The sequence below is a fragment of the Massilia sp. 9I genome (assembly GCF_902506415.1).
GTDB lineage: Bacteria > Pseudomonadota > Gammaproteobacteria > Burkholderiales > Burkholderiaceae_D > Telluria.
Map to the genome: position 1 here is coordinate 2293264 of NZ_LR733275.1, position 12869 is coordinate 2306132.

Sequence of the window (12869 nt, forward strand, 5' to 3'; positions counted from 1 at the left end):
GTAAGAAAACCCTCGATTTTACCGATTCCGGGGCGCGCCGTGTGGACAAAATGCCGTGCGGCCGCGTAAAGCGGCCGCAGGCGCCGGTGAACTGCCCGGCTTAGTCGCGCACGCGACGCCAGCCGGCGCGACGGGTCGGCATGGTCGACGCCGGGTTATGGTCCTTGGTGACGGTCTTGCCGTCCGCCGTGGTGGCGATGGTCTTGGTTTCGCCGTTCGGCAGGCCGATGTTGATGAAGCCCACCACCGCCGAGTTGTTCGACAGGGTCGAACCGGCCACTTCGCGGATCGCTTTGCCGGTGCACAGGTCCAGTTCGTAGATGTTACTGGTGCCGCCCACCGAGCAGGCCGAAGAGGAACTCGGCAGGTTGGTCACCACCGTCAGCGTGCCCAGCACGACTTTCGGGTCGAGGTTGACGCGCTCACCGCTGTTGCGATCGAAGTCCACGTACCAGCCGGCCTGGGTGGCCAGGTTCACCGCGGTGCCGGCGATGGTGTAGGTGTCGCCGGCTGCCCCGGCGATCTTGGTCAGGTCGCGCTTGGCCATCGTCGAACCGCGCCATGCGGCAGCACTGATCGCCGTGCCGCTGTCCTTGAGCACGTAAGCCGACTGCTTGGCGGTGCTGCCGACGTCGGTGATGTCGAGCAGGCGGCCGGTGCCGAAGGCCACCACGCGCTGCGTTTCCGGCACCGCCTCGCCGTCCTCGCCCGTGACCTCGACCCGGCACAGGGCCACGTCGGGGCGGGTGGTGATCGGCTGGGTCGGGCCGGCGTCGCCCATCTTCAGCATGCGCACCGTGCCGGGGCTGGTGAAGTCGAAGCGCCACATCTGGCCCAGGTTGTCACCGCCATAGACGTAGGTCACCAGCGGGTCGGTGGTCGGGTTGGCGGTGATCGCGGTGATCTTGGCGAAGCCCGATGGGGTCGTGGTGCTGCCCGAACCGGTGGTGATGCGGTCCAGCACCTGGCCGGTCTTGACGTCGACCACGAACAGGTAGCCCTGCCCGCTGCCGGCGTTGACACCACCGACGTTCGGGATGTTGTTGTAGCCGGAAGTCAGGAACACCACCCAGCGCTCGGTCCCGGCGGCGTTCTTCCAGGTGCCGAACTGGGGATTGCCGAAGGTGAGGCCGATCTCGGTTTCCAGGTTGGCACCGCTGCAGACGCTGGCGTCGGCGCACAGCTCCCACAGCGCGCGCGGCGCGCTCGGGTCGGTAACGTCGAGCGCGTAGTAGCCGCGGCCACCCGCGTTCAGGCCGGCGACCAGCACGGTGCGCCATTCGCCGTCGATCTGGACGTCGGCCGTCTCCGGCGAGCCATCCACTGTGTACTGGTGGTTGATGCCGTAGTTGATGCTGGCCTGCACCGGCAGCTTCTTCATCGTGATGCGCGGGACGTAGGCCCACAGCTCTTCGCCGGTAGCGGAGTCAAAGGCATGCAGCATGCCGTCGTTGGCGGCGGCGAAGATGGTGCCGGCGCGGGTCGCGTGGTCGACCTTGAAATCGTTGTAGCCGGTGCGGTTGTAGTTCTTGCGCGGATCGCGCACGAAGGCCGGCTTGGCAGAGGCGATATCGCCCAGCACGATCGGCAGCGTGGTGCTCAAGCCTGCGGGGACAGTGTCGGTACGCGTGTAGGCGCGCAGCACGGTGTCGTTGGCGTAGCGCTGCTGGCCGCGCAGCCAGTTGACGATGTTGGCGCCGGCGTTGACGATATCGATGTTGGCGCTCGACAGGTTGCCGCACTGCGACAGCGTGGAGCACTTGTTGTCGAACCAACCCTTTTCGGTGGGAGACATCACGGCGTAGTCGAAGTTCTTCAGGCTGCCGGTCGCGGTGTTGAGCATAAAGATGCGGCGGGTGTCGCTATTGTCGGCCACCTTGCGGCCCACGATGTTCGACGAATTCCACACGTCGGTATTGCCGACCACGCCGGTGACGGTGTCGATCTTGCGCTTGGTGAGCTGGCCGTACCACTGCACGGTGGTGAAGGTGGCCGAGAAGATGTCGTTGTCGAACTGCGAAATGTTCGGCGTCGAGGTGGCCGATGCCGCCGCCGCGCCTACCTTGACCTCGATGTTGGACAGGGCTTCGCGCAGGCCCTCGACCACCTGGCGCGGGTCGGAAGCTGAGAAATACTTGCCGTGGCCGTTGATGGCCGCGTGCCACAGGTCGTCCACGCGCGACTGGTAGGCCGCGGAGCCGCCGTTGTCGGAGGTCTTCGGGTCCGGCCACACGTAGGCGCCGCCGTTGTTCCACGGGCAGCCGCTGGTGACGCCGGTGATCAGCTTGTAGAAGTCGCCGCCGATCGCCGCCGCGGTGTCGTAGTTCGGCTCGTAGGTCATGATGCCGTCCACGCCCAGGCCGAGGGTGTAGGTCTTCATGTGCAGGCGGGTGTTCTCGCCCGGCGCCGCCGGGACCAGGCCGGGCTTGTCCCAGTTTTCCAGGTTCGGGCGCAGCGAGGTCGCGCTGTCGTTCGACCCGCCGTTGTACCAGTACAGCGAAATGTCGGCGAGCGAGTTGTCGGTCTGGGAACTGCGGTCGACGCAGCCTTTCGAGCGCAGGCAGAAGCGCGCGGGCTGTTCCGTTTCGTCATTGCTGATCACGTCCGCCGCCGCGTTACCGTTCCAGTAACCGTCGGTGGTGACGAAGGTGAAGTTCTGCTGGCAGGGGAAGCCCACCACTTCCGAACCGGTCGCGTAGTTGTACGGCGCCTGGTTGGCGTACATCTTGCCGATCGAATGCAGGGCCGCGCGGATCGGGGTCGACTGGCTGCCGTTCATCGCGTACAGCGAGGTGTACCAGGTGTTGCGGTTGGTGCCCGAGAAAGGCTTGGGCTTGTTCATGGCCCCGCCCGCCGCGGCGGTCGACAGCGAGACCAGGCCGACGTTGTAGTTGTCGCTGATCGGCTGGAAGGCCTGGCCCACCGCCGTCTTCATCATCTGGTTGCGCGTCTTGTAATAGGAATACCAGTTGGCGAAGTTGGTCATCTCCTCGTCGTAGCTGCAGCTGCTGGCGCCCGCGCAGTCGGTGCGGCCGGCTGCCTTCGGATAGCTGGTGCGGGTCGAGACGATGTCAGTGCGCACGAACACCGAGGCGCCCAGTTCGGTCGCCGTGGCCGGAATGCCGTTGCTCACCGCCGCGGTGGTGCTGAAGGTGATGTAGTAAGGCTTGTTGCCGTTGTTCGTGATCGCGGTCAGCGTGATGTTCTTGCCCTCGCCGTCCGGGCTGGTGTCGACCAGGCAGACCGTGGTGTTGGGCGCCGCCGAACAGATCGCGCCGCTGCCGCTGGCGCCGCCGACGTAGGCGCGGATCGTGCCCTGGGTGCCGATCTTGTCGCGGATGGCGGCCGCCACTGCGGCTGCGCCGATGTTCTTGTTGAAGGTCAGGCTGCTGGGGAACAGGTTGACGGCGCCGAGGGCGAGCTGGGACAGCACCTGGTTCTTGCTGCTGTTGGTGGTGCCGGAAACAGCCAGCAGCGCGGTCGACGAGCTGCCGGTCGAGATCTGCAGCTCGGTGCCGGCGCGGCTGCCGTCCGACACCAGGGTGCACGGCCCCACGGCCTTGCTGGTCGAGCCACTCGGGCAGGAAATCGGCACCACCGCCACCACGTTGGTGGTGTCGAGCGTGATGCCGAAGGTCGAGCAGGCCGGCACGCCGCCGCCGGTCGGGGTCTTGACGCAGGCCGTGAAGGGCTGGGCCAGGCCGGTCTTGGCGATGATCGAGACGGCCAGCGCGTTTGCCGCCGCCTGCTGCTTGGCGGCGGTGTCGGTGCCACTGGCTGCGGTGACCGCGGTGTTGGTGATTACAAACGAGCCGGCGCTGCTGACCGCGGTGACGCTGTTGAGCGTCATCGAGCTGCTGCCGTTCGACGCCCCGATGGTGACGGTGCCGTACCACTCGGCGGGACGGTTCGGGTCGGAGAAGCGCGGATACTTGAAGTTGCCGACGTACTTGGCCTGGCAGTTGGTGAGCGCGCGCGTGTCGCACCAGCGCACCCTGGCCGCGATCGGATAGCCGGTCGGGGCGGCCGCGTTCACCGAGGTGGTACGGCAGTTGGTCATGCTGGCGTCGGTGCAGTACTCGGCGACGTTGATCAGGTAGTAGTACGGATTGGCGGTGAAGCTCTGCGCGTTGTAGCGCTCGTCGTTGGGGAAGCTGTAGCCGCTGCGGTTGTAGCTGCAGTTGTTGTCGCCATCGCACCAGCGCAGGTCGGGAAAGCCGGTGACCAGGTTGGTGCTGTTGGTGCCGGCTCCGGTCAGGTCGCTGTTGTTGACGTTGAAGCCGTCGGTGGCGACCGAGGCCCAGGTGCTGGTGGCGGTCCTGGTCTGGCTGGCGTAGCTGCTGCCGTCCGCCTTGACCGGCGGGCTGTAGCGCACGCGCGGGTCGTAGTACTGGCGGTTGAAGTCCGGGCTGGCGAAGGGCGGGTCGCCGATGCGGCAGCCGCGGGTGCCGCCGTTGATGGTGGCGCGCGCGCGGCAGCTGGTGCTGTCGTCGACATAGTCGGGCGTGAAGGCGCTGCTCATCGAGCCCGAGTTATCGTACAGGAGCATCAGGTTCGGCTTGACCGTACCGCTGCCGGTGATGTTCAGGAGCGGCAGCTGGGCGATCGCGGTCGGATCGGCCTGGGCCGGCAGCGCCAGCATCAGGGACAGCAGGGCCAGCAGGATGCGATTGGTGAAGATGTTCATGCGCGTTCCGTTTCAGGTTGCGGTTGTTTGACCGGCTCAGGCGCCGATCAGGACCACCAGCTGGGTGATCACATTGCCGCCGCGCGGACCGTCAATGCGCGCGGTGATCACGTAATGCAGTTGCGGCACGCCGGCGTACACCGGCGAGTCGGACGCCAGGCTGTCGCCGAGGCGGACGGTATTGCCGAGCGTGGAAGTGTTGGCGGCGGTCTGGACGCAGGCATTGTCCGGATCGCTGTAGACCACGTCGAGGCGGCACATGCGGTGGATCACGTAGCGGATCCGGTTGCCCTTGCCGTCGTTGACTTCCCGCGAGCCGTCCCAGAACCCGCTCGAACGCACGGTCTGGGTGGTGTCGAGGGTGGCGCGGTAGCCCTGGGCCGGTACGTGGCCGTCGAGCAGGATCTTGTTGTTCTTCGCGGTGTCGCTCAGCCAGCTGAAACCCTGGTGCAGGCCGTAGTCGGCGGCGCGCGCCAGGCTGGCGTCATAGGCCAGGTTGGCGGCGGTCAGCGTGGTCGAGTTGCTGGAGCGGAGCAGGTAGAGGCTCGATACCAGCATCACCAGCAGCATGATCAGCATGACCGGCAGGGCGATGCCGTGCTGGCGCTGGAAGGATGGGTGGCTCATGCGGTCGGCCTCCAGCCCGCGTTGCGCAGCGGGACGATGGTTTCGAAAACGCGGTAGCGGTAGCATTTCCAGTCGACCGGGTCGCCGTCCACTTCGACGTTGACCTCGACCGCCTGGGCGTCGGTATTCACCGCGTCCTGGGTCGCGAACACGGTCGGGCGCACGGTGGTTGCCGTGCATTCGCCGGTAGCCGGGTCGGGACGTTCCGGGTTCTTGGCGCGCGCCACCACGGCGATGCGCAGGGCGGCCACGCGCTGGTAGTCGCCCGCCCCGCCCTCTTCGCCGTCGCCGTCCGCGTCGATCATGGTGCTCGACCAGGCCGACAGCTGCAGTCCTTCCTCGGGCCGGAAGGTGTCGGGCGTACGGGTGTCGAAGCCGTACTGCGCCTTGAGCGAGACGATGTTGTCGGCCACTGGCTGCGAATTTTCGCCGGAGCCGGCCAGGTCGGTGGCGCGCAGGCGCAGGTAGCCGCCTTCGACCGACCAGGTGCGGAAGGACAGGCTGGGGGTCGGCCCCAGGTTGAAGATGCGCGAGGCGCCGCCCGTGTACTGGGCGCCGAGGGCGCCGCTGTTGTAGCGGTTGCCGGCGCCGGCGATCATCACGTACTGCTGCGAGGGCGGCGGCGGCAGCGCATCGGTGTCGGACGAGATCTGGGCCAGCGCGCACTTGCCGCCCAGTTCTTCGGGCGCGACCAGGATCACGTCGCCCTTCGAGAAGCCGTAGGGCACGCGGTCGACGTCGACTCGGGTGCCGCCGATGTAGTCGCTGGTGATGCGCAGGGTGCCGGTGCCGGAGAACGAACTGCCGGTGTACAGGGTGATGCGGTCGGGGGCGTCGTCGCCGCCCGGCTCGATCACGGCGGCGGCCAGCGGATGGACCTCGAGCTCGCTACGCGTGGCCGGCGCCATCGTATAGCCGTCGCTGTCGGCCAGCACGGTGTCGCAGCCGACGATCAGGGGATCGTTCAGGCCGAAGCCGGCGTGCTCGGCGTCGCCGCTGATCGAGAACATCGCCAGCATCCCGTTCTGCATCGAGTCCGAGCCGCCCAGCGCGGCCTGCTTGTTGCGCTCGGCGTCGGTCATCAGGCGGGTGGCGAACATCACGGCCAGCAGGCCGATGACGACGCTGATCATCAGTTCGACCAGCGAGAAGCCGGCCATGCGGCTCATGTGCTGCGTGCGGCTGCGCCTCATGTCGACCCCGCGAAATAGGAGGTGATGCGGTGGCTGTTGACCGGGGTGTCGGCCTTGCGGCGCCAGCTGATCGTGATGTCCACCGCGGCCGGCGCATTCGCCGCGGCCTCGGTGACTTCGATGACCACTTCCGCACCCGGGATCAGGCGCACGGTTTCCTCGTGCCACTGCGCCAGGCGGGCGGAAGGTTCCTCGCCCGCGGCGATGGCGTAGTCGTCGAGGTTGGCGATGTCGGTGTTCATGATGCCGAGCAGCTTGTCGGCGGCGATCGCCGCTTCGGCGCGCATGCCGGCGTCGGACAGCGCGGCATACGAACGGGCCTGCAGGCCGATGGTGCCGAGCAGGCCGATCGCCAGGATCACGACGGCCAGCAGGGCTTCGAGCAGCGCGATGCCGTCCTGGGCGCGCCTGGGGAGGGATGGTCGGGACATCATTGCGGGCACCTGCGCGAATCGTCGTCGGCCGCGTCCAGCCTGCACTGGGTGGCGATGCCGGCCAGGGTCAGCACCACGCTGGTGGCGGGGAAAGGCTCGGCATTCGTTGCCGCCTCAAGGTCGATGCGCATCAGGCGCTCGTCGATACGGGTGTCGACCCAGCCCAGCGGGGTGAAATAGACGGCGGTGGCGCCGTCCGGGCCCGCGGTCACGCTCAGCCGGCTGGCCGGCGGCAGCGATGCGGAGCTGCGCAGCACCGAGGTAAAGCCGTCGCCCGCGGCGCCGGCCGGCTTGACGCCGTCGTCCACGGTCGACCAGTCGCCGGACGCGTCGTTGCAGGGTTCTTCCGGGGTCGGGAAGCACAGGTCGACCTGCCAGTCGTACTGTCCGCTGGCGGCATTCGCGCTGAGGACCAGGCGGCTGGCGCTGTTGTGGGCCAGCGCCTTGGCGCGCGCCAACCCCAGGCCTTCGGCATAGAACTGGCCGGCGGCGGCGGCCTTGGTGGCGGCAACCCAGTCGACCATGCGCGGCACGCCGAGCGCCAGCAGCAGCGCGAAGACCGCCAGCGCAATCATCGCCTCGACCAGGGTGAAGCCGCTTACTCGGCGCACGTGCCCTCCTTGCGGTCGACCCAGCAGGCGTCGTTGGTGGCCCAGCCGTCCGGCGCGGCGGTGGTGGCGCGGTTGCCGTTCTGGTCGATGGTGAACACGAAGCCGTCGGCGGCACCCTGGCCGGTGGCCGTCAGGAGGTAGCCGCTGGCGCTGGATTCGGTCAGTTCGAAAGTGAAATGCTCGGAATTGGCCGGCATCAGTTTCAGGGCCGGCGTGTCGAAGTCTTCGTAGCTGCGGGTGTTCGACCAGTGCTGCTCCATCTTCGGCTGCACGCTGGCCAGGCCGGTGAAGGCTTCGGTCAGGCGCGCGCGCATCATGTAGCCGTTATAGGACGGCAGGGCCACGGCTGTCAGGATGCCGATGACGGCCACCGCGATCATGAGTTCGATGAGGGAAAAACCGGCCTGGCGCTTGTTCATGGATGAGTCTCCGATGGTCCCGGCGGAGTGCCGGAATGTTTCCATGCGGAATCATAACCCACGAAGCTTGCATTTCCCTGAGGAAAACCTGACAAATTCCTGACAGGCGCACAGGGCGCGAACTCAGGTCAGGCGGGCGGGAAGCGGACGCTGAAGGTGGCGCCGCGGCCATCGGGCCCGCTGTCGAGCGCCACCTCGGCGCCGTGGGCGTCGGCGATGTCGCGCACGATCGCCAGGCCGAGGCCGCTGCCGCTGCTGTGCTCGTCCAGGCGGACGAAGCGCTGGAACACCCGCGCCCGCTTCTCCGGCGCGATGCCGGGGCCGGAATCCTCGACCGCGAACAGGGCGCCGTCCGGCGTCATGCGGCAGTGCACGGTGACGGTGCCCTGCTCTGGCGTGTAGCGCAGGGCATTGTCGACCAAGTTGTCGACCAGGTCGCGCAGCATGTGGCGGTCGCCCGCCACCGTCGCCGGCGCCAGTTCGAAGCCCAGGTCGATGTCCTTGCGCAGCGCCTGCTCCACGAAAGGCTGCACGGCTTCGGCCACGATGGCGGACAGGTCGAGCGGCGCCAGCTGGGCGCGCTCGAAGCGGTCCGGGGCGGCGCGCTCGAGCGAGAGCAGCTGGTTGGCCTGGCGGATCATGCGTTCGTTGGCGCGCAACAGCAGCTCGACGGTGCGCCCGGTGTCGGGATCGTCCCCGTGGCGCGCGCGCAGCCATTCCAGCTGCAGGCGCAGGCCTGCGAGAGGGGTGCGCAGCTGGTGCGCGACGTTGGCGCGGAAGTCGTCCTGGGCCTTGGCGCCGGCGGCGATCCGGCCCAGCAGCGCATTGAAGGCGCTGACCAGCGGCGCCAGCTCGCGCGGCATGCCGCTGTCGTCGAGCGGAGCGAGGTCGTGGCTGCCGCGCGCATCGAGGCGGGCGCGCAGGCGCGCCAGCGGCGCCAGCCCATTGCCGACCGAGAACCAGACCAGGCCCACCAGCGCCAGGCTGAACAGCACCTCAAGCAGCACCAGCGCGCGCACGATCGCCGCACGCACCTGCTGGCGCTGGCTCAGGGTGCGCGCCACGCCGACCTCGATCGGGCCGCTGGCACCCGTCACCGTCAGGCTGGCCACACGCACCGGCTGCCCGTGCAGCAGATCGTCGCGCACCGGCTCGGCACCAAGACGGTGCGGAAAGGCGGGGTCGCCCGCCAGCACCCGGCCGTTCGCTTCGCGCACCACGAACCAGCCGGCGTCCGGCGCCGCCGCGCCCAGCACGCGCGTGGCGGCGTCGGACAGTTCGAGTTCTATCGAAGGATTCCCGGGACGCAGGCGCGCCGCCAGGCCAGAGGCGGCGTCCAGCAAGCCCTGGTCGAAAGCGAGCTGGGCCGGGGTCCAGGCCAGCAGGTACGTCAGGCTGGCGGCCAGCAGGTTGAATACGAGGATGGGGGCGACCAGCCACTTCAGCAGGCGCAGGCGGATGCTGCTCATGCCGGGCTCAAGCGGCCGCTTCGAGCAGGTAGCCGAAGCCGCGGATGGTGCGGATCGCCACCCCGGCGCCGTCCAGCTTGAGGCGTAGGCGCGAGATGTAGACCTCGACCGCGTTCAGGGTCAGGTCGTCGCCCCAGGGCGCGATGGCGTCGATGATCTGCTGCTTCGATACCACCCGGCCCGCGTGCTGCAGCAGGTATTCGAGCACTCCCCACTCGCGCGCCGACAGTTCCAGCACGCGCTCGCCGACGCGGGCGCGGCGGGTGGCGCTGTCGAGGCTCAGTTGGCCCAGGCCGAGCTGGGCGGGCGGCGGCGCCACGCGCCGCGCCAGCGCCCGGATGCGCGCCACCAGTTCGGCGCTGGCGAAGGGCTTGACCAGGTAGTCGTCGGCCCCGGCTTCCAGCCCGCGCACCCGGTCCTCGACCGCGTCGCGCGCCGTCAGCAGCAGCACCGGCAGCGTGGTCCCGCGCGCGCGCAGGCGGCGCAGCACTTCGAAACCGTCGATGCCAGGCAGGCCGATGTCGAGCACGATCACGGAAAACGGGAGGGGCTGGCCCTGTAGCCTGATGTCGGCGGCAAGGCCGTCGCCGACGAGTTCGACCTGCATGTCTTGGGCTTGCAAGGTGCGCAAGAGTCCGTCGGCCAGCACGGCATCGTCTTCGACCAGCAACAGGGGCAGCGGCATCGTGGAGTCAGGGAAATCCGGAAAGCCACATTATGCGCGAATCAGCCGCATTGGCGTTTCCCTAACAAAAGAAAATGCGATGACAGAACGACATCTCTCTAGTAGGACTGGGCTGACAAAACATGCTGCGCCAAGCCTACACAGGGGCGACTGCCAGTCTTATGTTCGCCAACAGACTATAGCTTTAATGTTCACACATCGCGATGAGGCACACAAAGACCTCGAAAAAAATCGCCCCCGACGCACGTTAGAGATAAGAGGACATAAAATGAACAACACTCAACTTGGTGGTTCGCTCAAGGCCCAACACAAGATCCCAGCCACGAGTGAGACTGTGAAAGCCGCGTCCCGCCCCGTTGTCAGCTACAGCGGCACCCAGCAGAACGAACTGCTCGGCGCCCTGCCCCGCCAAGACCTGGAAAGCCTGTTCGAGCAACTGGAACTCGTCCCTCTGCCATTCGGCAAAGAACTGTTTGAGTATGGCAGCAAATTGGAATACGTGTATTTCCCAACCACGGCAATCGTGTCGCTGCTGTATGTGATGGAAGATGGCGCCACCACCGAAATCGCTGTGGTCGGCCATGAAGGCGCGGTCGGTGTGTCGCTGTTCATGGGCGAACGCGCTACCTGCAGCGCCGTGGTCCAGAGCGCCGGCTACGGCTACCGCCTCAAGACCCAGTTCCTGCGTGACGCCTTCAACAAGGGTGGCGCCCTGCCGCAGCTCCTGATGCGCTACACCAACGCCCTTTTCGCCCAGATGGCCCAGAACGCTGTCGGTGGCCGCCACAGCTCGATCGAACAGAAGCTGTGCCGCTGGCTGCTCGACCGCCTGGACCGTTCGGCCAGCAACGAGCTGAAAGTGACCCAGGAACTGATCTCGATCATGCTGGGCGTGCGCCGCGAAAGCATCACCGCCGCCGCCGGCAAGCTGCAGGACGAAGGCCTGATCCAGTACCGCCGCGGCAACATCACCGTCCTCGACCGTGCAGGCCTGGAAGAGTACGCTGGCGAATGCTACAAGGTGGCCAAGTCGGAATACGACCGCCTGCTGAGCGACGTGGCCCGCTAAGAATTGACCGGAGCCCCATCGGGCGCCTTGCCGCTTTTGGCTTCCAACGCCGTCCCCAATAACAGGGACGGCGTTTTCATTTCCGCGGTCTCGAGTAAAGGCGCGGGACCGGCGGCGCCCTCACCGCCCGGCGCCGCTGCCGGGATCCAGGCGCGCACACAGGTGCCGACATTGTTCACGCCGCGCGCCACGTTCAAGCTACCGCCCAGCAGCAGCGCACGCTCGCGCATGCCGAGCAGGCCGTGCGATTTCGACTTGGCCATCGCGTCCGCCGGGATGCCGATGCCGTCGTCGGTGATTTCCAGCTCCCAGCCGTCCGGCTCGCGCGTCAGGTTCACGATCACGGTGCGCGCCTTGGCGTATTTCGCGATGTTGTTCAGGGCTTCCTGGGTGATGCGGAACAGCGCGATCGCCTGCATCGGTCCGGCGCGGTCGGCCTCGAGGTCGATCAGGGCGTCGCAGTCGAGCGCGGTGACGCGCGCATAGTCGGCGCAATAGCTTTGCAGCGCGGCCGACAGGCCCATGTTGTCGAGCAGGCTCGGACGCAGGTTCTCGATGATGCGGCGCTTGAGCTGGACGGTGTCGACCAGGGTCTTGCGCGCGCGGCCCAGCATGGACACCAGTTCCGGGTGGCTGCCCTTGAGCTGCTCGCTGACCGAGGTCATGTCCATGCCGATCGCCGTCAGGTTGGCGCCCATTTCGTCGTGCAGCTCGCGCGCCAGGCGCGATTTTTCTTCTTCCGACACCTTGATCAGGTGGCGCGACAGCACCGACAGCTGCTCGGTGCGCTCGGCAACGGTGGCTTCGAGGCTGTCGTTGGTGATCTGCAGTGCGCGCTCGGCTTCCAGGCGCAGGCCGAAGCTGCGCTGCACCAGGCTGTGGAACAGCAGGATCACGAGGATGGCGGCGGCATTGATGCCGACTCCGAACAGTACCGTGCGCTGCGACTGCTTATAGAAGGCTTCGGTGCGGGTAGCCAGGAGCTCGTTCTGCTCGCGCGTCATGATCACAACCTGCAGGCGGATCTCGTCCATCTGGCCGCGCTCGTCGGCCGCGGCGGAAATGGCGACGATATCGACCAGCCCGCCCTGCCGGTAGACCTCGAGCGACTGGTGCATCAGGCCGAGCTTGCGCTGGACAAGGCTGCGCAGCTGCGCCAGGTTCTTCATCTGCGAGGGGCTGTCGGCCAGCAGCACGCCGAGCGCGCGCAGCTGGTTGTCGATTTGCTGGGGCGCCGCGTGCAAGGGGCCGAGGTTGACTTCCGAGCCGGACAGGAAATAGCCCCGCAAGCCGGTTTCGGCATCGGTGACCAGCAGGTTCAGCAGCTGCAGCTCGTCGGAGACGCGCGCACTCTGGGCCTGCAGGGAATTGGCCGAGCGTAGGTCGTCGAGGTTACGGATCAGGAAGACCGCGTTGATGACCAGGATGACGACGCAGGCCACGCACAACAGGGTCTTGGAGAGCGGCAGGCCGCGCAATCGCTTGCCGTCGAAGGCGGTGGAAAAGTACATGAGCTTCCTTTCGCGCAACTTATGCCGTCCGGGCGATTATAGTCGCGTTAGCGCGGCCGCGTATGGAAGAGGCGTGACGCGCGTGTCAGCCTTGATCTAGTGGGAAATGCTGGGTAGCCGACGACTGCAAGTGTGCGCGCATACACGGCAGCATGCAATACAAA

At 67.1% G+C, this 12869-nt stretch carries 10 protein-coding genes; 1 reads left to right on the plus strand and 9 read right to left on the minus strand.

Translation table 11 applies throughout. The features are described from left to right. Positions 1-100: 100 nt before the first annotated feature. The 8 genes from GV068_RS10325 to GV068_RS10360 form a co-directional block, all read right to left on the minus strand. A complete protein-coding gene (locus GV068_RS10325) occupies positions 101-4687 on the minus strand; it encodes a pilus assembly protein (RefSeq protein WP_159697238.1) in 4587 nt (1528 codons plus the stop codon). A 36-nt stretch (positions 4688-4723) separates the two neighbouring features. Next, the gene (locus tag GV068_RS10330) at positions 4724-5314 is read right to left on the minus strand and encodes a hypothetical protein (protein ID WP_159697239.1); all 591 of its coding nucleotides are present in this window, start codon (positions 5312-5314) and stop codon (positions 4724-4726) included. Next, positions 5311-6507, minus strand: coding sequence for a PilW family protein (locus tag GV068_RS10335; RefSeq protein WP_229464006.1), 1197 nt, complete (start codon positions 6505-6507; stop codon positions 5311-5313). Before GV068_RS10335 ends, GV068_RS10330 begins: the two co-directional genes overlap by 4 nt. Beyond that, entirely contained in the window at positions 6504-6941 is a 438-nt protein-coding gene (locus GV068_RS10340; protein ID WP_159697240.1) for a hypothetical protein, read from the minus strand. Before GV068_RS10340 ends, GV068_RS10335 begins: the two co-directional genes overlap by 4 nt. Then, positions 6938-7552, minus strand: coding sequence for a prepilin-type N-terminal cleavage/methylation domain-containing protein (locus tag GV068_RS10345; protein ID WP_159697241.1), 615 nt, complete (start codon positions 7550-7552; stop codon positions 6938-6940). The genes GV068_RS10340 and GV068_RS10345 overlap by 4 nt, the downstream gene beginning before the upstream one ends. Then, positions 7540-7971, minus strand: coding sequence for a type IV pilin protein (locus GV068_RS10350; RefSeq protein ID WP_159697242.1), 432 nt, complete (start codon positions 7969-7971; stop codon positions 7540-7542). The genes GV068_RS10345 and GV068_RS10350 overlap by 13 nt, the downstream gene beginning before the upstream one ends. A 128-nt stretch (positions 7972-8099) precedes the next feature. Beyond that, positions 8100-9440, minus strand: a complete 1341-nt coding sequence (locus tag GV068_RS10355; RefSeq protein ID WP_159697243.1) for a sensor histidine kinase — start codon at positions 9438-9440, stop codon at positions 8100-8102. 7 nt (positions 9441-9447) lie between these two features. Next, complete coding sequence (locus GV068_RS10360) at positions 9448-10125, minus strand: response regulator transcription factor (RefSeq protein WP_159697244.1); 678 nt, start codon at positions 10123-10125, stop codon at positions 9448-9450. A gap of 268 nt (positions 10126-10393) precedes the next feature. Here GV068_RS10360 and GV068_RS10365 point away from each other — a divergent pair, with 268 nt between their 5' ends. After that, on the plus strand, positions 10394-11194 hold the full coding sequence (locus tag GV068_RS10365; RefSeq protein WP_159697245.1) for a Crp/Fnr family transcriptional regulator: 801 nt from the start codon (positions 10394-10396) through the stop codon (positions 11192-11194). Here GV068_RS10365 and GV068_RS10370 read toward each other — a convergent pair. Continuing rightward, positions 11191-12705, minus strand: coding sequence for a CHASE3 domain-containing protein (locus GV068_RS10370; RefSeq protein WP_159697246.1), 1515 nt, complete (start codon positions 12703-12705; stop codon positions 11191-11193). The two genes, GV068_RS10365 and GV068_RS10370, sit on opposite strands and share 4 nt — an antisense overlap. Between the last annotated feature and the right edge of the window lie 164 nt (positions 12706-12869).

Bases quoted from the DNA above. Each gene is read 5' to 3' on its own strand.
- GV068_RS10325 (WP_159697238.1), bottom strand. From the start codon at position 4,687: ATGAACATCTTCACCAATCGCATCCTGCTGGCCCTGCTGTCCCTGATG.
- GV068_RS10330 (WP_159697239.1), bottom strand. From the start codon at position 5,314: ATGAGCCACCCATCCTTCCAGCGCCAGCACGGCATCGCCCTGCCGGTC.
- GV068_RS10335 (WP_229464006.1), bottom strand. From the start codon at position 6,507: ATGAGGCGCAGCCGCACGCAGCACATGAGCCGCATGGCCGGCTTCTCG.
- GV068_RS10340 (WP_159697240.1), bottom strand. From the start codon at position 6,941: ATGATGTCCCGACCATCCCTCCCCAGGCGCGCCCAGGACGGCATCGCG.
- GV068_RS10350 (WP_159697242.1), bottom strand. From the start codon at position 7,971: ATGAACAAGCGCCAGGCCGGTTTTTCCCTCATCGAACTCATGATCGCG.
- GV068_RS10355 (WP_159697243.1), bottom strand. From the start codon at position 9,440: ATGAGCAGCATCCGCCTGCGCCTGCTGAAGTGGCTGGTCGCCCCCATC.
- GV068_RS10360 (WP_159697244.1), bottom strand. From the start codon at position 10,125: ATGCCGCTGCCCCTGTTGCTGGTCGAAGACGATGCCGTGCTGGCCGAC.
- GV068_RS10365 (WP_159697245.1), top strand. From the start codon at position 10,394: ATGAACAACACTCAACTTGGTGGTTCGCTCAAGGCCCAACACAAGATC.
- GV068_RS10370 (WP_159697246.1), bottom strand. From the start codon at position 12,705: ATGTACTTTTCCACCGCCTTCGACGGCAAGCGATTGCGCGGCCTGCCG.